Below are 18,552 nucleotides of genomic sequence, written 5' to 3'. Positions count from 1 at the left end.
AACAAGATCATGAAAAAACTATATTTAGTGCCCATTTTGCTGATAATTATTGGTTTTAATACTAATATTTTGGCACAGAATACCATTCCCGGTAAAACAGAATGGTTTGACCCAAACAAACCCGCAACAACATATTGTAATCCAATTAATATTGGATACAATTATACAACCCATAATCATAATGGAATTCCTGAATCGCGCCGTTCGAGCGCAGATCCAGTAATTATTACTTATAAAGGCGAATATTATTTATTTGCGACCAATCAGGCAGGTTTTTTCTGGAGTAAAGATATGTCAGACTGGAATTTCGTTTACGGAAGTTTTCAAAGACAACCGGGTGACGATGATCAATGTGCTCCGGCTGCGTGGGTTGTAAATGATACTTTATTTTATGTTGGTTCAACGTGGAAAAGAGATCATCCAATCTGGAAAACTGCTGACCCAAAATCTGGAAGATGGACACGCCACGTAGACAAAGCAATGTTGCCAACTTGGGATCCTGCGATTTTTCAGGATGATGATAAAAAAGTATATATGTACTACGGATCAAGTGGGAAATTGCCGCTTGTTGGTGTAGAAGTTGATTATAATACATGGTTACCAAAAGGAAATCAAGCAGATTATGCAGAATTATATAAAGCAACTGAAGTTGAAGATATTCAAAAAGTTTACGGTCAGGTAAAAGAAGTGGCTATTTTAGATCCTGCAAATCACGGTTGGGAGCGTTTTGGACCAAATAATGATATGGAACCAGCGCCTTGGGGAAATTTTATTGAAGGAGCGTGGATGACCAAACACAACGGAAAATATTATATGCAATACGGAGCTCCGGCAACTGAATTTAAAGGTTATGCAAATGGTGTTCATGTGGGAGATAATCCTCTTGGGCCATTTACATATCAAAAACATAATCCAATGTCTTATAAACCCGGAGGATTTGTAATTGGTGCCGGACACGGAAACACCTTTGCAGATAATTACGGAAATTACTGGAATACTGGAACCTGTAAAATTTCTATAAAAGACCGTTTTGAACGTCGTATCGATATGTTTCCTGCGGGATTTGATAAAGACGATGTGATGTATTCTATAACTTCTTATGGAGATTTTCCGATTGTGCTTCCAACTTCTGGACGTAATCAGGAAAAAGGAGCTGCTTCAGGATGGATGTTGCTTTCGTACAAAAAGCCAGTAATCGTTTCTTCATCAGAAGAATGCATGGAAGTAGAAACCCACAGAATGGATAATGGCGGTAAAAAAGTCTATGAGAAATTTTGTTACGGAGCTAATAATCTAACCGATGAAAATATTCAGACTTATTGGTCTGCAAAAACAGATAAACCGGGTGAATGGCTTCAACTTGATTTAGGCCGACAAATGCAAATAAATGCCCTGCAGATTAATTATGCAGATCATAAAGCAACGCAATACAATAAAGCAATGGATATTTATTATCAATATAAAATATTCATGTCTGATGATGCTGAAAATTGGACATTGGTTGTCGACAAATCTCAAAATGCAAAAGATGTTCCTCATGATTATGTTGAATTAACCAAAGCAATAAAAGCGCGTTATATCAAGATGGTGAATATTCATAATGCTTCGGGATTATTTGCGATTTCAGATTTTAGAGTTTTTGGAAATGGTTTATCAGAAAAACCAAAACCAGTTTCGAATTTTAAAGTAGATCGAAATGCAAAAGACTCCCGAAATGCAATGATTACATGGAAAAGACAAGCTGATGCAATTGGTTATAATATTTATTACGGAATAAGCCCTGACAAATTGTACAACAGTATTATGGTGTATGATGAAAGCTCTTATGATTTTAGAGGTTTAGACAAAGGCACTAAATATTATTTTACAATAGAAGCTTTTAATGAAAATGGAATTGGAGAAAAAAACAAACTAAAAGAAGTCAAATAATTATGTTTTTATTTTAAGAAAAAGGTGCGGAAAAATCTGTCGCAGTTCTAAAGAATTTTGTTCCTTTGTCTTACAACCCAAAATGCTATAAAAACCATGAAAAAAACGATTCTTTTGACTGTTTTAGTCTTAAACGGATTGACATCATTTGCACAATCAAATGATGAAAAGAACATTAAATTATTTTATAAAAAAGCCTTAACCGAAGCAAAATGCTACAGTTGGTTAGAATATTTGTCTAACGATATTGGTAGCCGTTTGTCAGGTTCTGCAAGTGCCGAAGAAGCAGTTCAGTACACAAAAAGACAATTAGAAACACTAGGACTTGACAAAGTATATTTGCAGGAAGTTATGGTACCTCATTGGGTTCGTGGCGAAAAAGAAACGGCTTATATTTTAGACGGAAAAGTAAAAACAGTTGTGCCAATTTGTGCTTTAGGAGCATCAGTTGCAACACCAAAAACTGGAATTACAGCGGAGATAATCGAAGTAAAAAGCATCAAAGAATTAAAAGAGCTTGGAGATAAAGTAAAAGGTAAAATTGTGTTTTATAACAGACCAATGGATCCTGAAAATATACCAACTTTTATATCTTATTCAGAAGCAGGAGATCAAAGAAGAAGCGGAGCTGAGGAAGCTGCAAAACTTGGCGCAGTTGGAGCAATTGTTCGTTCTTTAAATCTACGATTAGATGATTTTCCGCATACAGGAAATCAAAGCTACGGAGATTTGCCAAAAGAGCAATATATTCCGGCAGCAGCAATAAGTACAAATGGAGCTGAATTATTGAGTAAGCTTTTAAAAAATAATCCAAGTCTGAAATTTTATTTCAAACAATCTTGCGAGACATTACCGGATGTATTATCACACAACGTAATTGGAGAATTAACAGGAACTGTAACTCCGGAGAACATTATGGTTGTTGGAGGACATTTAGATTCTTGGGATTTAGCCGATGGTTCTCATGATGATGGAGCAGGAGTAGTGCAAAGTATGGAAGTAGTTCGCATTCTTAAAAACCTAAACTACAAACCTAAAAATACAATTCGTGTTGTATTATTTATGAATGAAGAAAATGGCGGAAAAGGCGGAGCGAAATATGAAGAAGTTTCTAAAGAGAAAAAGGAGAACCATATTTTTGCTTTAGAAAGTGATTCAGGTGGATTTACACCAAGAGGATTTACAATCGAAGCAGACGATGCTAACCTAAAGAAAATTCAAGGATACAAAGACTTTTTCGAACCATATTTGGTTAATACTTTTATAAAAGGACACAGTGGTTCAGATATTGAACATTTAACTTCTAAAGCAATTGTAAAAGCTGGTTTAATGCCGGATTCACAACGTTACTTTGATTATCACCATGCAGCAAATGACAAGTTTGATGCTATAAACAAAAGAGAATTAGAACTTGGAGCAGCAACAATGACTTCATTAATTTATTTAATGGATCAAAACGGAATTGTTCTTCCATCAGCGAATTAATCAAATTAGTTTATAAAAAATTAAAGCCTTTCGATTTCTCGGAAGGCTTTTTTTATGCTACATTTTCGTTACAATATTATAGTATAAATACACAATAGGAATATTAACCAATAGCATTAATATTTTGTTGAGGATATATTTTCTTTCATTCGGTCGTTTTATAAAATTGTCAGCCAAATGAATAAGCATAATTAGATTCACCATTATTGCCGAAAATGCAAAAGGCCATGCAATAATCAAAATGTTTGGACTTTCGTTCGAAGCGATATAAAGTATAAATAGAATTGTACCGATAACAAGAGTTCCAACTGCTAATGTGGTGGCGTTTTTTTCTTCAAAAGGTTCTTCGATAATAGTTTTCATAAGTTTAAATTTTAAAGGTTTCCTGAATAGAGTGAATTGAAGTAAATAGCATTTTTGAAAAATCCAGATAATAAAACGGAAGCGCTTGTTTTCCTCTTTTGTATTGTTGTAAAAAGTAAGAGAATTGATTCGGATAAAACGGAGTACCGGAAAGTATAACGACAAATAGATAGAGACTTTTTTTTCCGTTTCCTAAAAGATAATATTGCATTCCAATTTCTTCCACAACAGATACTCCCGTATTGGTCAGAACATGAATAATATCATGGTCTTCGAGTTTTGGCTGAATATCAAAATGATTTTTATTCAGAAAAGCACCTAAACCAAATCCTAAACTTTCTTTAGGATATTGACGCAATTCTGATTGATCAATTTCCCAGGGGGTATTTTTCTTGAAATATTTTTGATACGGTTTTCTAGTCCATTCATACATTTTTTCTACAAGAATATCTTTCATGTTTTTTAATTAAAAGTTCTTTGAAATTCAAAGTTAAATACTAAATAAAAAAAGCCAATTGTTCTGAATTAGCTTTTTTGATAATTCTTAGTAACTTAATAGTTGTCTGTAATAGTTTTTAATAAATCCGAATCGGCAAGGTCAACAGGAGCGACCACTTTTTCTCCTAGCGGAATATTATTGCCATATCTTTCCTTTAATATTTTTTGAACCCGGGCGTCAGTTAAATTAAAGTCTTTTAATTCTCTTAGTTTTGAAAGTTCAATACCAGTTGCATTCTTATATATTTTCCAAACCAATTCAGAGCAATATATTCTTGTATCAGTCCATTCAAAATAAGAGTCATATTGTTTTCCATCAAACTGTTGACTGTAATTTTGCATCTTTTGCACAACAATTGGAGTCAAAAGCTGATCTGCATTTTTTAATCGCTTTACAACATATTTATTGTCTTTTCCGTGTTGAATCCATTCGTCAAACGGAGTCAGTTTTACAGGCTGAACAGCCTCAAAGACAAACCATTTTCCGTCTATATTGTAGATAATTCCACAATGAGAAAATTTTGAATTAGTCGCAATTCTTACCGCTTCACATTGAGGAGATTGTGAGGTTTGAAAAATAATATCACCATCTTTAAGTTTAGTTTGTACGCTACTTTCTGTTTTTTCTTTTTTCGTTTTCGAAAATGGATTATTCGGAAAAACAGACATTGCAATAAATAATGCAAGACCAAAACTTAGTAGAAATGTAATTCCCAGAAACAGATATTTTTGTTTTTTCATCTTTTTATTTTTGAACTCTAAAAGTACTTTATTACGCTTTATGTCAACTATCTTTTTTAAATAATTTAACGCAAATCAAAAGAACTTTGAGTTACAAAGTAAAACATAAAAAAAATAGCTACCAAATAAATGATAGCTATTTTTTAAACTATTTTTTACGAAATATTAGATTCTGAAAATTCCCCCAACAGCAATAATTCTTTGTAAAAAGAAGAAATTCTGTGAAGCTTTATCATCATTACTTGTTGTAGTTCTAATATCCTGCATGTTGATATAACCACCTTTTAGCTCACCTTGCAAATAAAAATATTTGAAGAAAGTAAAGTTAATTCCCGCTTTTGCAGATAAACCGTAACCAGAAATATGAAAATCATCATGACGTTCCATTCCTAATAAAGTTGTATTTGTTTTTGGGTATAAAACTCCAACTCCTACACCTTCAGTTAAGTTAATCTGAACTTTATCTGTATTTGGCAAACCAAACCATTTCGAAATATCGTCATGTCTGGAAACCTCAGTATTAATATAGTTCAAACCATCTGTATGTTCGTACATTAAAAAAGCAGTACCATTTGGATTAGTAACACCTTTATCATAACCACCTTCAATAGCACCACCCTGAGACATATCTACAGGTGTATTATTGTAAACTCCGTTGTAAATAGATCCAGCCTGATCAGCAGGTAAGTTAATATAACCTGTAACGTTTGCTGTCTGATTTTGAGTCATTACATATTTCATGTGATCCCAACCAATAGAAACACTATAATGGTCGTTAAAGAAATACCCCATTCTAAAGTTAGTTTGCGGAATCGTCATGTTTGCCGGATTTACATAATCAATATGATATCCTTTTGGTTTATCATGAGCTTTCATATCCGCAACTGTAAAGTTGTAATCCTTACCTCTGAAATTTACATCAGATTTAGTATAACTGTCTCTATTACCACCCCATGAAATGAAGAATTTACCTTTATTATGAGCTGTATATCTTTGTACTGCGATTTCTTCCTGAGCAAAAGTGTTTAAAGAAACACACATCAGAAGGAAGAATAAAATTTTTGTTTTCAATGAACGTAATGTATTAAATTTAAAATGAGTTAACTGTTTTTCTAATAGCAACTAACTTAGTCATTAGGCCTTCAAAATAGTCTAAATGAAGCATGTTAGCGCCATCACTTTTTGCATTAGCAGGATCAAAATGAGTTTCGATAAAAATACCGTCAACACCAACAGCGATTCCCGCTTTGGCAACAGTTTCTATCATATCAGGTCTTCCACCCGTAACACCTGCAGTTTGGTTAGGTTGTTGTAACGAGTGCGTTACATCAAGAACCGTAGAAGCATATTGTTGCATGGTAGGAATTCCTCTAAAATCAACAATCATGTCCTGATAACCAAACATAGTACCACGATCCGTAACCATTACATTTTCGTTATGGCAATCTAGTACTTTTTGAACCGCGTGTTTCATGCTTTCCGGACTCATAAATTGTCCTTTTTTCAAGTTTACCACTTTTCCAGTATTTGCAGCCGCTACAACAAGGTCAGTTTGGCGAACTAAGAATGCTGGAATTTGCAATACATCAACGTATTGTGCAGCCATTTCAGCATCTTCATTAGTATGAATATCTGTTACAGTTGGAACGTGAAAAGTTTCCGAAACTTTTCTTAAAATTTTTAATGCTTTTTCGTCACCAATTCCAGAAAAACTATCAATTCTAGAACGGTTGGCTTTTTTAAACGATCCTTTAAATACATAAGGAATCTGAAGTTTGTCGGTAATACCAACTAATTTTTCAGCAATTCTGAGAGCCATTTCTTCTCCTTCAATAGCGCAAGGTCCCGCCAATAAAAAGAAGTTTCCACTATCAGTATGCTTAATTTGAGGAATATGTTGTATGTTCATAATATGATTTTTTGACAGTGCAAAGGTAGTTATGATTTATGAATAGCAGATTAAGATTTAAGTTTTTTTTAAGAATCCCGATAGCTATCGGGACCGCCCGTTGCAATCTTTTTCTCTAAACCCTTTTTTTCTTGACACTTGCAGGAGCTTCCTCCGGTCGCTCTGCAAAAGCCAGAAAAAATAGGCTTTCTCAAAAAAGGCTTTCCTCCCGAAGCGTCGGGACTATCAGGGCTAAAAACGTAGTGAAATTATGGGATTTATTGAGCAATTTATTTATATCCATATATAGGTGTTAAGAAAGAACAATGTTAAGATATTACAAAAAAGCAATACATGATATTTATCAGGTTTTGCCTATTGTTTATGTTTTTTTAAACGTTTTCTTTTTGATATATTATTGTCGTTTCCGTCGCTAGCGCGAGCGTCCCGCTCGTGCCTACAATCAAAATCAATTAAGATGTATTTCTAAAATAGTATGATCATTATTGGAGTAATTTCTAGCGGAACTATATTTCCAATCTACAGCATCAATTACAAATCCGGATTTTACCGGGTTTTGATGAATATATTTAAGTTTTTGCTCAAAAACTGTTAATGACCAGATTTCAATTGGATGGTTATCTTGTTGCCAAAATTGTAGATTTTTTACATTGCTATTCTTTTTTCCTGCACGCTGCATCATCCAAAGCATCCATTCTTTTCTGCTTTCTTGAGGATTTTCTATAATTGCCTTGAGAAGTTTTTTTGAAGTAAACCCTTTGAAATCTCTCATTAAACCAGATGGGTCTCCATTTCCGAAACGAAAAATTAAATGAATATGATTAGACATAATACAATATCCATAAATTTCCATTGATTTGTTTTTTCTACAAAAATCTAAGGATTCAATTACAATCCAAAAATATTCATCTCTAGTAAATACATCTATCCAATTTATCGTAGCAAAACTTATAAAATAAGCACCATTAGTTTCTTTAAATTTGTATTTATTACTCATCAGTTTTATTTAGCTTGCGGGCACGAGCGGGACGCTCGCGCTAGCACTAGATTGCAAGCTATATAACATTAAAAATATTTTTATATTGTAATAAAAAAACTAATCCTTTTTCAAACCTAATCCCATCGGAACCATTACAATTCCTTTCTCATAAATATTCAAATAAAGCGTAACAGGTTTCTTTTGACCTTCCCATCTTAATTCATAAACATTTAAAAAACCAGCTCCCATATTACTTCTTTTAGTTGGAAAAGGGCAACAGGTTTCTAATCTTTTATAGGTTATTTTCTCACCATTTGGACCACAAAGTGCATTCAAAAAACGAGTTTCGTTCAAAGCTTCGTCAGAAGTATTTCTGTAGAAAATATTGATAGGATAATCTGGATCATAACCATATTTTTTGTCTTTACTAAAAAGAGTAATGATAAAAGTATTGTCTTTTTTCAAAACTAAATCCGGTGCATTATCGTCTACATTTTTCAAAGTAGATCTTGTACTCACACAAGAAACAGTAGTAACGAGTAAAATGACAAAAAGGGCTATTTTTTTCATGGTTTATGGTTTTGGTCGTACAAATATAAAAGTAAAATGCTTTTTGCCACAGATTAAAAGATTAAAAAGATTATTGATTTAGACAATCAGCACAAATCCGTTTTATCAGTTAAATCCGTGGGCTATTCTTATTCTACTTTTTTAGGATTCAGTTTTAATATACCAACCACAATCAGATACTGTGCCACAAGATATGTTAGCATAATAAAAAAAGAACTTTTCTCGATTGGAGTATAAAATTTATTGACGGCCAAAATACTATCAGAAAGAACAAATACAATTGCGCCCAGAAAAACATAAGAGTTTCCAGGTTTTTTCCAGACTAAAAAGCCATTAAATGCAAACAAAAGCATAATCGAAATTACAGAAGCATATACTGTTACCGGAATTTTTAAATCGCCTAAAGTTGGCAATAAAAAAGAAAGCATTCCAATGAGATAACAAGCAATTAAAATACTTCCGATCCCAAAAACAGCAATATTTTTTTTGATTGTACCTTTAATTTGTTTGTTGAAAAGTACACAATAGGTGATATGAGAAATTAGAAAAGCAACTAATCCCAGAATGAAATAGATTTCGGCAATATCAGTAAAAAGCAAAATTACATCGCCAATCCATGAAAATAGCAAAGCTGTTAGCAATGTGTTTTTCGAAGGGAACTTTCGATAAAAATAAACGCCAAAACCTAATAACGGAATCAAAAGTGGTTTTAAAAACAGATTTAAACTTTCATATCCTAAAAATAAAACAAGCAAATAGAAGGCGCTAAATGCAATATAGATTTTAAAAAATGTCGAGTTTCTCATAAGCGGTTTATGAATTTATTGGTTGAAGTTGGTTAGTTTTAAAATCGACTTTTACAAAGTAAATCGTAGTTAGTAACGATAAACTTAAATAGGTTAAAATGATATAATTGCCAATTGCCAAGGTTTTATTTAAGCCAAACCAATCGCCATAATAAGATATAATTCCAATTGCCACAGCCAAACGCAAAGCTTCCCAAAAGGGAGCATATTTACTTTTATCCATTAACTCTGTATAACTATAAATTGTCAATAGAATAAAAAAGCCGTAGAGAAAGATATTCGGTAAACCAATTTTTGCAATATTATCAAATAAAAAGCTCACAAATAAAAGCGTGATTAAAACTTGTGTAACCGACCAATAAATCAGTTTTTGAGAGTTTTGAGTGCCGTATTTATCAAAATTAAAAACATTCTCAATTTTATTTACTGGATATTTTTCTTCAAAATTTTCAGGACGCCATCCAGTTGGTTTAAACCAAATAGTGAGTTTGTCTTTCCATTTTTCTGCTCTCCAGGCATCTTTGATTAACAAACTTAAATGCTGAAAATTAATACGGATTGGGTTCCAGGTTTGTGCCGGTCTTGTGATTCCAAAAACAGGCGGAACATCTTCTAATTCAGCTTGAAAAGTACCGAAAAGTTTGTCCCAGAAAATAAATATCTGTGAATGATTTTTGTCTAAATATTCAGGATTTATCGCATGATGAACACGGTGATGCGATGGCGTAACGAGAATGTTTTCAACAAATCCCATTTTTTTAATATGCTTGGTATGATACCAAAACTGAAGAAATAAATGCAATGGTAAAGTAATCGCAATTACCGATGCCGGAACACCAATTATAGCTGCAGGAATCAGTAAAAAAGTAAATAGATTAACTAAACTTGCAATAGGTTGTCGCAAAGCACAGGCAAGATTAAACTCTTCGCTGCTATGATGAATGGCGTGTTTATTCCAGAGAAAATTGATTTGATGTGCCAGTCTGTGACTCCAATATCCATAAAAATCAATGACGAAAAAAGCGATGCAGTAGGATAGAACATTAGCTTCGAGATGGTAAATTGCTAATTTAGAAACCAGCCATTCATAAGAGATAAAAGTCAGACTTAATCCCAAAACATCTTTTACAGAATTGGTAATTCCAGAGCTAATGCTCGACACGCTGTCTATTAAAGGCGCAGTGTCGTCTTTTTTATAAATGCCGTATGCCTTTTCAATTACAATTAGTACTAAAAAAATCGGCATGGCGATAATCAATATCTTTCCGTATTCTTCCATAAAAAAAACATTCTATTTTATCCAAATATAGAATAAAATAGAATGTTTTTTAAATTATTTGCAATTAAACAATTTCAGCGCTTAATCCGGCTTCCAAAAGTTGTGTACATTGCGGTTTTAATTTGTCCATTGGTCCAGTCTTTACGGTGCATTTTCCGTTGTAATGTACAATCAAGGAACATTGTTCTGCTTGTTCTGCCGTATGGCTGCAAACACGCATTAATGTGTCAATTACGTGATCAAAAGTGTTTACATCGTCGTTATAAACAATGATTTCGTTATTGAAAGCTGTAGCTTCCTTTTCGCGGACTCTCTCTCTTACTTTTTCTTTAGTACTCATTTTTTTAAGGTTTTTGTACTGATGTAATTACTAATTTTTTTGCCACAGATTACATAGATTTAGTGGATTTAAAAATAACAAAATCAATCCTAAACGCTCTAGTCTTTTAATCTGTGAGCTATTTAATAAACAGATAATCAACTATCTAATTTACGTATTTTAATGAAACCCAGTTGTTTCTTTCAAATTTTTTAACATATGTTAATCCTTTTTCTGTGCATGACGCATCAATAAAAGGAATGTCTTCTACATAAAAACCACTGAATAATATAATGCCGCCTTTATTTAAGCAATCAACATAACTTTGCATATCATTCAACAAGATATTTCTGTTGATGTTAGCAATGATTAAATCATATTTTTTACCAGCTAATAACGCTGCATCGCCTTCATAAACGGTGATATGTTTGCAATTATTGCGTTCAGCATTTTCGATAGAATTCAAGTAACACCAGTTGTCAATATCAATAGCATCGATAGGCTGAGCACCTTTCATTTCGGCAAGAATAGCCAAAATAGCAGTTCCGCAACCCATGTCTAAAGTTTTTAAACCTTTAACATCAATTTCTAATAAATGCTGAATCATCATGTGAGTTGTTTCGTGGTGACCCGTTCCAAAACTCATTTTTGGCTCGATTAAGATATCAAATTCGGCATCTGTTTTTGGATGAAAAGGAGCACGAACATGACATTTTCCGTCAACGTCAATAGCTTCAAAATTCTTTTCCCATTCTTCGTTCCAGTTTACCTGATCGATTTCTTCAATTGTATATTCAATTTTAAACTCCTCAGATTCTAAGATATAGATGTCATCAAGAATATTTTCGTCCCATAAATCTTTCTTCACAAAAGCCGAAATCCCAGTTTCTGTTTCTGTAAAAGTTTCAAACGCTTTTTCGCCTAATTCAGCAATTAAAATTTCTGAACCCGGTTCTTTTGGTTCAATCGTAAAATGGTATCCTAAATATATATTTGACATAAAAAAAATTTTTGCAAAGGTAAGAATAGAAAGTAGAAGTTGTTCATAAATAATCCATATCCTTACATATATTAGTGTTAATTTTGATTAGAATTTGTAAGGATTTTTAAAATATGAAGAATATCATTTTTATTTTGCTCTTTGTGATACTTAATGGAGCAACTTGTGAGAAAGAACACGAAATAGTCAGATCGTTTTGTTATTGGAAAACCGATTTGAATTTTGAAAATCAAGATGATTCTCTATTTAAAGATTTGAAAGTACAACATCTCTATGTACGCTTTTTTGATGTTGATTGGAATCCGTATGCCAAAGAGCCTTTGCCGGTTGCAACAATCAGAAATACAAGTCTAAATGAAAGTAATCCTGAAATTACGCCAAGTATTTTTATTACGAATGAAGTTGTTTTGCAAGCCAATAAAAAACAATTGGATAGTTTGGCGACTAGAATTGCAAAACGTGTTGAACAGATTGGTGTAAATATAAACGAAGCTAAAGCGGATAAAATTGCCAATGGAATTGTGTATCCAAAAGATTATTATAAGCAGGAAAACTACAAACGCATCAATTACGATTCCGTAAAATCGATTGAACTAGCAAAGCTAAAAGTTGATTTTAAAGAAATTCTGATCGATTGTGATTGGTCCGAAAAATCAAAAGACAATTACTTTTATTTACTGAAACAAATCAAAAAAGGATTCCCAAATGCTCAGATTTCGTCTACAATCCGACTTTGGCAATATAAATATGCTTCAAAAGCCGGAATTCCTCCCGTAGATAAAGGTTTATTAATGTGTTATAATTTGACAAAACCGGACGATTTTAGTACTAAAAACTCCATTGGAACAAGCGCAGAATTAGTACAATATATTACGCACGATCAATATAAGTTAAAATTGGATATTGCCTTACCACTTTATAGTTGGGCGGTTGTTTTTAGAGGGAATCAGTTTAAAGGGATTTTATCAGATTATGATCAATTGCGAAATGATTCTATAAAATTGAAGAAAGTTTCAAACACTAAATATGTTTTACAAGATGATATTTTGGTGGGACAAACCTATTTGAGAAACGGAGACGAAATTAGAATTGAGAAAATTTCTGAAGAAGAACTTGAGAAAATGATTTCGATAATAAAAAGTAAAATTAAGATTGATAATCAGACTAAAGTGACGTTTTTCTCTTTCGATAAAAAATATATTAACGATTATGGAACCCAAAATATATCCAACTATTATGAGAGTTTTTAGTAGTTTACTTTTAGTTTTCAGCTTCCAGGTTTCTTTTGCCTGCGGTTGGAGTGTTTCGCCTGAAATAAGTCGATTGGCATTATTTAAAGCACAAAGAGAAGGCTTTTTTAAACTTACACCGTTTTATTATTCGGCAGATTATTACTATTCGACAAATACCGTTTCTGGTGTCGATCAGGAATTGAATTGTTTAGAATGGAAGAAAAAATTAGGAAATAAAGTCGATCCAAAAGATGTTCATACTATTTTGTACGAAACAGATTCTGAACAATTTGAAAATGCTTTTGAATCTAAATCATTAAAAAAAGTATTCGAAAAAAACACCTTTATTGAAGCTTTATTATTAACGAAAAACAAAGCCTTTCTAAATTATATTTTATTTGCTAAAAAGCTTGAATATAATAGTAATCAGGATGTCAAATGGGAATCTTGGGAACAATTAGGTTACGGAAGTAAAGATCATAAATTGGCGAATTTAGATGATTTCGAAAAGAAAATTAATTCGGCTAAAGATGCTTTTTTGAAAGAACGTTATGCTTTTTTAATTCTTAGATATAGTTTTTATGCTCAGGATAAAGCAGAAGTTATTCGTTTGTATGACACTTATTTTACAGACAATAAAAATACCATTTTGCAACCTTGGGCTTTGTATTATAAAGCGTTGTGTATTGAAGATTTTCCTTTGCAGAATTATTTGCTGAGTAAAGTTTTCGCTTCATGCGAAGAAAAATCGTTTGCTGTTTTGCAACATTATAATTGGAAATTAACCGAACAAACTTTGGCTTTGGCCCAAAAAGACGAAGAACGAAGCGTGATTCTTTCAATTGAAAGTTTCCGCAATCCTGCGCCGGATTTAAAAACAATCGAAGAAGTTTATAAACTAAGTCCGAATAGTATTAATTTGAGTTTTTTGATAGGAAGAGAAATCAACAAACTCGAAGATTGGATTTTTACGCCACAATATACCAATAACGGAAGTCCGTCCATAACATTTGAAGGTACAGATTGGTACGGAGATTACGCTAAAGCGAAAGAGGAAAATCTCAATAAAGACATTTTGCATTTAAGAGCATTAGAGTATTTTTTAATTTCGATAAGAGAACAAACTTCAGGCGAGCAAAAAGAGTATATAACTGCAGCAATTGCGCAGCTTTGTTTTATGGATGATGATATTGAATTGGGGAAAAAATATACTAATATGATTTCTGATAAGGCGAATGCATCTATACAAATGCAAAAGAATATTCAATTAGCTTTGGTTTCATTAAAGCAAGATGATTTAAAAAGTGAGAAAGTTCAAAATCAACTTTTTAAATATTTTGATTCTATCGAAAATCTGGTTGAAACGGATAATGGATTATTTAAAAATCTTTATAGTTTGTATAGAATTGCAAGCGCAGATTTTGCTAAAAAAGAGGATCGCGTTACGGCAGGATTATTAATGATGAAATCAGATCTTAAAAACGAAGGAGCATATTCATATTATGGAAGCAGTCCTTATCTTTACAGTTATATTGGTTATTTTGACCGAATCGCAACTACAGAAGATGTTGATTGTTTGATTGCTTTACAGCAAAAAGAGAACAAAACGCCTTTTGAAAAATATATTTGTTCCGGAACGATTTCGCCAAATATAAATTATTATAAAGACCTGAAAGGAACAATTGCTTTTAGAAATAATAATTTGGAATTGGCTTATGAAACCTTTTCATTGATGCCAAAAGATTTTTGGGATAAGAATTATGAGTATAAAAATTATTTGAATGAAAACCCGTTTACGCCTAAAATTTTGCAAAATGATAAAGAAAGAAAATTCGATTATCATTTTAATAAAGCTGAATTTATAGCTAAACTAATTCAGTTAAAGAAACAAAATACAGCAACAAGTAATTTGCAATTGGCGCACGCTTATTTTAATGTTTCATATTTGGGAAATTCCTGGATGATGGTTGCCTACGACTGGACATCCGGAGAATCGTATGTTGATTATGTTTATGGAGATAATTCTGAAATTGAAAAAACATACCAAAAAGGCAATTATTATAGTTTAACGATGGCTAAAATGTATTACGAAAAAGCCTTAAAAATGTCTAAAAATAACAACGAAAAAGCATTAGCAAGTTTAATGATTTTTGAATGTAATTATTACAATCATTACGCAAACATAGTTTCTGCCGAAGAAGAAGCAAAAAATCCGTTTAAAGCAGGGAAGGAGTTGGTGAATTTCTATTCGATTTATAAAAATACACCAAATTTCAGAAAGTACAATTGCCCATTATTGAGGGAATTTATAAACTAAATATTTGTGAAAAGTAAATTGTAAAATGGAAGAGGTTGAAATACGTAAATAAAAAAACGTTCGCGATAGCGAACGTTTTTTTTATAGTAAATCTAAAATCTAAAATTAGATTGCAGTAACAATTGCTAAAAAGTCATCAGCTTTTAAAGCAGCACCACCAATTAAACCACCGTCTACGTCTGGTTTACCAAAGATTTCTTTAGCGTTGTCTGGTTTTACAGAACCACCGTATAAGATAGAAACTTCGTCAGCGATTTCAGCTCCGTAAGCTTTACGAACAACTTCTCTAATAAATTCGTGCATTTCTTGTGCTTGTTCCGGTGAAGCAGTTTCTCCAGTTCCAATAGCCCAAACTGGTTCGTAAGCTAAAACAATTTTAGACCAGGATTCTTTTGCGATTTGAAATAATCCGTCACGTAATTGATTTTCAACAATATTAAAGTGATTTCCTGATTGACGATCTTTTAATTCCTCTCCAAAACAGAAAATTACAGTTAAATCATGTTTTAAAGCTGTATCTACTTTACTTGCGATTAAAGCGTCAGTTTCGTGAAAAATAGCACGACGCTCAGAGTGACCAAGAATTACGGTATTTACACCAATGCTAGTTAACATATCAGCAGAAATCTCTCCTGTAAAAGCTCCACCTTCAGCTTGGTGAACGTTTTGAGCAGCAACACCAATAGTTGTGTTTTTTACTTTAGCAACAGCTGCTTGTAAGTTTACAAATGTTGGAGCAACAATTACCTGAGCAGTAGTTTGAGCTGGTATTTTAGTAATTAATTCGCTTAATAATTCTTCAGTTTGCGCTGCGTTTTTATGCATTTTCCAGTTTCCTGCAACAATCTTTTTTCTCATTTTGGTAGTTTTTATTTTTTTGTTTATTGAATTAATGTCAAAAAATGAAATTGATTTTTGACACTGATATTTTTATTGAAAATTATTTTAAACCTTTTAAAGTTTCGTTGATTTTATCAAAATCAGTTTCAATCGCGCGGTACAATACAATTTTTCCTTTTTTGTCCACGATAATATATCTCGGAATCCAATCTAAATCAATTGCTTTTCCAAAAACACCTTTCATACCGTCATTCATCATAAAATGATCGCCTTTTAATTCGTGTTTTTCGATTCCTGCTTTCCATTTATCAGCCGTTTTATCAGCAGAAAGGAATAAGTAAGAAGCATCAGGATTATTGGCTTGTAATTCTTTTACTTTTGGCATTGCTTTTACACAATCACCACACCATGAAGCCCAAACTTCGATTACCAAAGTTTTTCCTTTGTATTTTTTTAAAATGTTTTTGAAAGAAGTCTGACCTCCGTCAACGGTTAATAATTTTTCAGACAATGCCTCTTTAGAAAATTCTGTTTTCTGAGCCTGAGTACATGAAAATGTAATAAATGCAATTGCAATAAGAGCTATTTGTTTCATATTATAATAATAGTTTTTAAATGTTATGAATCGTCTTTTCTAAACTGAATCTGCAAATTCAAATCAGAGCGATTTCATATATTAAGGTTCCGAACAAAGTTAAACAAACAAATCGAAAGCCAAATGGAGATTAACAAAATTTGATGACTCGTTTAATTTATCACAAAACGAGAAAATTCGGTTAAAAAAACAGTTCTGAAAACGTAATAGTTCGTTTAGAAAACTTCATTTTTTAATGATTTTTCAAAAGCAACTTTTCAAAAGCTTAAAAAAGGAACACTTTTTTAAAGAAAAAAAATATTTTGAAGGAAAAAAAACGTCTGATTTGCATCAAAAAAGCCTTCAATAATTATTCTGAATTTAGAATATATTGAAGGCTTTTTTTTGAGTTTATTTTAGAAAATCTAATTTAAATCATAATTTCCATTTGCCCATTTTTTACTTGGAACAATCCAATTATCTGCAGCTTTGTATAAAAAACCATGCTTTAAATTGGTGTTTAATTCAATTTGTTTAAAATGATTTATTTTAAGTTTCGAAGTTTCTTTTCGTTTTGTAGCATCAACACCATAAATATCTGATTTCTCATAAATGGTCAAGATGTTTCCGCAGAAATTAATGTCTGGAATTTGCTCGATATCGCTATCCATAAAACATCCGATAAAAACAAAATTCACATCGGGATTTGCTAAAAATGTTGAAACAAATTGTGCTATATAACCACCTTTTGAAGTTCCAATTACCGTAATTTTATTTGGTGGAACTCCATTTTTAAGCTGTTTTTTAATTTGCTTTGTTATTTTTTCAGCGTAGTCGTATGCGTTTGTGTTTTTCTTTCTGATTTCGCTAAAAACAATAAAATTATCTTTTCTAAATGACGCTAAGATTTCGTTGTATTCTGCTTTTCCATATTCCGGATGTGCAACATCTAAAGCATTTTCTTCAACAAATTTATTGTGAAAAAAATAGATATAACGTTGGTCTTTGTTGGGTGTTTTTTCCTGGCTAAATCCTGTAAAAGTGCTAAGTAAAGTGAATAAGAATGTAAAGAATAGTTTTGATAATTGATTCATAAGATTAGTTTGTTTTCTTTAAATGGTTTTAACAAATATAAAAAAGAAAACGAGTTGATTTAATATTTTTCTTACGAAAAAAAAGATGTTTATTCTAAAGCATCTTTAATTTGATTTTCTAAATCGTCTAAATTTTCAAACTTTAAAAAATCTAGCTCTTTTTGTATCTTTTTTAGCTCTTTTATTAATTCTAAAATCAGATGGTAACCTTCGATTTCATAACCAAACATATTATGGTCAAAATTTATTCCTGCAAGTAATCCGTCATTATCCATACCAATACACCAGTTTTCGATAAAGTCATTTAGTTCTATTTCAACCGTCTCGTAATTTTTCCAGCCATTTTTTGCACAAACTCTCGCTCTAATTTCTTCTGACCAAAAGCATATTATCTCAACCGGTTCTCCATCTTCTTCTACGACTTGATTAGAATTTGAAGTAGCAAATCCAATTTCATTTTTTAAGCTGTAAACGATATTTGTTTCACAAACTTTTTTTATGAATTTTTCGTGATGTATTTTTATATCAAGGTGGTTTTTAAACATTTTTACTCGATTTAAATTTGACGCTTGCATAAAAAAACGCCAATAAATTTTAGATATAGATATTGGTGTTTT

General features: G+C 32.0%; 19 protein-coding genes. 4 read left to right on the top strand and 15 right to left on the bottom strand.

Annotated elements, in window-relative coordinates; translation table 11 throughout:
* Positions 1 to 9 precede the first annotated feature (9 nt).
* Complete coding sequence (locus tag C8C83_RS25740) at positions 10 to 1,929, top strand: discoidin domain-containing protein (RefSeq protein ID WP_121331363.1); 1,920 nt, start codon at positions 10 to 12, stop codon at positions 1,927 to 1,929.
* A gap of 96 nt (positions 1,930 to 2,025) precedes the next feature.
* Complete coding sequence (locus tag C8C83_RS25735; RefSeq protein ID WP_121331362.1) at positions 2,026 to 3,414, top strand: M20/M25/M40 family metallo-hydrolase; 1,389 nt, start codon at positions 2,026 to 2,028, stop codon at positions 3,412 to 3,414.
* Between the two features lie 57 nt (positions 3,415 to 3,471).
* Here the strand turns inward: C8C83_RS25735 and C8C83_RS25730 are convergent, their stop codons facing one another.
* The 11 genes from C8C83_RS25730 to prmA form a co-directional block, all read right to left on the bottom strand.
* Entirely contained in the window at positions 3,472 to 3,777 is a 306-nt protein-coding gene (locus C8C83_RS25730; RefSeq protein WP_121331361.1) for a hypothetical protein, read from the bottom strand.
* Between the two features lie 4 nt (positions 3,778 to 3,781).
* Positions 3,782 to 4,234, bottom strand: a complete 453-nt coding sequence (locus tag C8C83_RS25725) for a hypothetical protein (RefSeq protein ID WP_121331360.1) — start codon at positions 4,232 to 4,234, stop codon at positions 3,782 to 3,784.
* 95 nt (positions 4,235 to 4,329) lie between these two features.
* Positions 4,330 to 5,016, bottom strand: a complete 687-nt coding sequence (locus tag C8C83_RS25720) for a YiiX family permuted papain-like enzyme (RefSeq protein ID WP_121331359.1) — start codon at positions 5,014 to 5,016, stop codon at positions 4,330 to 4,332.
* 165 nt (positions 5,017 to 5,181) lie between these two features.
* Positions 5,182 to 6,087 carry a hypothetical protein gene (locus C8C83_RS25715; RefSeq protein ID WP_121331474.1) on the bottom strand — a complete coding sequence of 302 codons (906 nt, stop codon included), beginning with the start codon at positions 6,085 to 6,087 and terminating at the stop codon, positions 5,182 to 5,184.
* A 19-nt stretch (positions 6,088 to 6,106) separates the two neighbouring features.
* Positions 6,107 to 6,925, bottom strand: a complete 819-nt coding sequence (gene kdsA / locus C8C83_RS25710; RefSeq protein ID WP_026982277.1) for a 3-deoxy-8-phosphooctulonate synthase — start codon at positions 6,923 to 6,925, stop codon at positions 6,107 to 6,109.
* A 448-nt stretch (positions 6,926 to 7,373) separates the two neighbouring features.
* Entirely contained in the window at positions 7,374 to 7,922 is a 549-nt protein-coding gene (locus tag C8C83_RS25705) for a transposase (protein ID WP_121331358.1), read from the bottom strand.
* Positions 7,923 to 8,021: 99 nt separating this feature from the next.
* Positions 8,022 to 8,474 carry a 2-dehydro-3-deoxyphosphooctonate aldolase gene (locus C8C83_RS25700; RefSeq protein ID WP_121331357.1) on the bottom strand — a complete coding sequence of 151 codons (453 nt, stop codon included), beginning with the start codon at positions 8,472 to 8,474 and terminating at the stop codon, positions 8,022 to 8,024.
* Between the two features lie 128 nt (positions 8,475 to 8,602).
* Positions 8,603 to 9,280 carry a lysoplasmalogenase gene (locus C8C83_RS25695; protein WP_121331356.1) on the bottom strand — a complete coding sequence of 226 codons (678 nt, stop codon included), beginning with the start codon at positions 9,278 to 9,280 and terminating at the stop codon, positions 8,603 to 8,605.
* A gap of 7 nt (positions 9,281 to 9,287) precedes the next feature.
* Positions 9,288 to 10,559 (bottom strand): sterol desaturase family protein, encoded by a 1,272-nt coding sequence (locus tag C8C83_RS25690; RefSeq protein ID WP_121331355.1) that lies wholly within the window; start codon positions 10,557 to 10,559, stop codon positions 9,288 to 9,290.
* A 64-nt stretch (positions 10,560 to 10,623) separates the two neighbouring features.
* On the bottom strand, positions 10,624 to 10,899 hold the full coding sequence (locus C8C83_RS25685; protein ID WP_121331354.1) for an ATP-dependent Clp protease adaptor ClpS: 276 nt from the start codon (positions 10,897 to 10,899) through the stop codon (positions 10,624 to 10,626).
* A gap of 145 nt (positions 10,900 to 11,044) precedes the next feature.
* Positions 11,045 to 11,878, bottom strand: coding sequence for a 50S ribosomal protein L11 methyltransferase (gene prmA, locus C8C83_RS25680; RefSeq protein ID WP_121331353.1), 834 nt, complete (start codon positions 11,876 to 11,878; stop codon positions 11,045 to 11,047).
* Between the two features lie 113 nt (positions 11,879 to 11,991).
* On the opposite strand from prmA, the gene C8C83_RS25675 reads away from it, so the two are divergent.
* The gene (locus C8C83_RS25675) at positions 11,992 to 13,128 is read left to right on the top strand and encodes a hypothetical protein (protein WP_121331352.1); all 1,137 of its coding nucleotides are present in this window, start codon (positions 11,992 to 11,994) and stop codon (positions 13,126 to 13,128) included.
* Positions 13,088 to 15,427 (top strand): hypothetical protein, encoded by a 2,340-nt coding sequence (locus C8C83_RS25670; protein ID WP_132011959.1) that lies wholly within the window; start codon positions 13,088 to 13,090, stop codon positions 15,425 to 15,427. The genes C8C83_RS25675 and C8C83_RS25670 overlap by 41 nt, the downstream gene beginning before the upstream one ends.
* Before the next feature lie 105 nt (positions 15,428 to 15,532).
* On the opposite strand, the gene tpiA is transcribed toward C8C83_RS25670, so the two are convergent.
* The 4 genes from tpiA to C8C83_RS25650 form a co-directional block, all read right to left on the bottom strand.
* Positions 15,533 to 16,285: a triose-phosphate isomerase gene (tpiA, locus tag C8C83_RS25665; protein ID WP_121331351.1), complete on the bottom strand. Its 753-nt coding sequence runs from the start codon at positions 16,283 to 16,285 to the stop codon at positions 15,533 to 15,535.
* An 82-nt stretch (positions 16,286 to 16,367) separates the two neighbouring features.
* Positions 16,368 to 16,862, bottom strand: coding sequence for a TlpA disulfide reductase family protein (locus C8C83_RS25660; protein ID WP_121331350.1), 495 nt, complete (start codon positions 16,860 to 16,862; stop codon positions 16,368 to 16,370).
* A gap of 404 nt (positions 16,863 to 17,266) precedes the next feature.
* Positions 17,267 to 17,935: an alpha/beta hydrolase gene (locus tag C8C83_RS25655; RefSeq protein ID WP_121331349.1), complete on the bottom strand. Its 669-nt coding sequence runs from the start codon at positions 17,933 to 17,935 to the stop codon at positions 17,267 to 17,269.
* Positions 17,936 to 18,024: 89 nt separating this feature from the next.
* The gene (locus C8C83_RS25650) at positions 18,025 to 18,480 is read right to left on the bottom strand and encodes a DUF2750 domain-containing protein (protein WP_132011958.1); all 456 of its coding nucleotides are present in this window, start codon (positions 18,478 to 18,480) and stop codon (positions 18,025 to 18,027) included.
* Positions 18,481 to 18,552 lie beyond the last annotated feature (72 nt).

Origin of the sequence: Flavobacterium sp. 90 (genome assembly GCF_004339525.1) — a bacterium.
In the GTDB taxonomy this organism is placed as follows: Bacteria; Bacteroidota; Bacteroidia; order Flavobacteriales; family Flavobacteriaceae; genus Flavobacterium.
The sequence above is the reverse complement of the archived record's forward strand: the minus strand, read 5'-3'. Positions and strand labels throughout refer to the sequence as shown.

Excerpts from the sequence above, each read along its gene's own strand:
- C8C83_RS25740 (WP_121331363.1), top strand. The coding sequence starts at position 10 with ATGAAAAAACTATATTTAGTGCCCATTTTGCTGATAATTATTGGTTTT.
- C8C83_RS25735 (WP_121331362.1), top strand. The coding sequence starts at position 2,026 with ATGAAAAAAACGATTCTTTTGACTGTTTTAGTCTTAAACGGATTGACA.
- C8C83_RS25730 (WP_121331361.1), bottom strand. The coding sequence starts at position 3,777 with ATGAAAACTATTATCGAAGAACCTTTTGAAGAAAAAAACGCCACCACA.
- C8C83_RS25725 (WP_121331360.1), bottom strand. The coding sequence starts at position 4,234 with ATGAAAGATATTCTTGTAGAAAAAATGTATGAATGGACTAGAAAACCG.
- C8C83_RS25720 (WP_121331359.1), bottom strand. The coding sequence starts at position 5,016 with ATGAAAAAACAAAAATATCTGTTTCTGGGAATTACATTTCTACTAAGT.
- kdsA (WP_026982277.1), bottom strand. The coding sequence starts at position 6,925 with ATGAACATACAACATATTCCTCAAATTAAGCATACTGATAGTGGAAAC.
- C8C83_RS25705 (WP_121331358.1), bottom strand. The coding sequence starts at position 7,922 with ATGAGTAATAAATACAAATTTAAAGAAACTAATGGTGCTTATTTTATA.
- C8C83_RS25700 (WP_121331357.1), bottom strand. The coding sequence starts at position 8,474 with ATGAAAAAAATAGCCCTTTTTGTCATTTTACTCGTTACTACTGTTTCT.
- C8C83_RS25695 (WP_121331356.1), bottom strand. The coding sequence starts at position 9,280 with ATGAGAAACTCGACATTTTTTAAAATCTATATTGCATTTAGCGCCTTC.
- C8C83_RS25690 (WP_121331355.1), bottom strand. The coding sequence starts at position 10,559 with ATGGAAGAATACGGAAAGATATTGATTATCGCCATGCCGATTTTTTTA.
- C8C83_RS25685 (WP_121331354.1), bottom strand. The coding sequence starts at position 10,899 with ATGAGTACTAAAGAAAAAGTAAGAGAGAGAGTCCGCGAAAAGGAAGCT.
- prmA (WP_121331353.1), bottom strand. The coding sequence starts at position 11,878 with ATGTCAAATATATATTTAGGATACCATTTTACGATTGAACCAAAAGAA.
- C8C83_RS25675 (WP_121331352.1), top strand. The coding sequence starts at position 11,992 with ATGAAGAATATCATTTTTATTTTGCTCTTTGTGATACTTAATGGAGCA.
- C8C83_RS25670 (WP_132011959.1), top strand. The coding sequence starts at position 13,088 with ATGGAACCCAAAATATATCCAACTATTATGAGAGTTTTTAGTAGTTTA.
- tpiA (WP_121331351.1), bottom strand. The coding sequence starts at position 16,285 with ATGAGAAAAAAGATTGTTGCAGGAAACTGGAAAATGCATAAAAACGCA.
- C8C83_RS25660 (WP_121331350.1), bottom strand. The coding sequence starts at position 16,862 with ATGAAACAAATAGCTCTTATTGCAATTGCATTTATTACATTTTCATGT.
- C8C83_RS25655 (WP_121331349.1), bottom strand. The coding sequence starts at position 17,935 with ATGAATCAATTATCAAAACTATTCTTTACATTCTTATTCACTTTACTT.
- C8C83_RS25650 (WP_132011958.1), bottom strand. The coding sequence starts at position 18,480 with ATGTTTAAAAACCACCTTGATATAAAAATACATCACGAAAAATTCATA.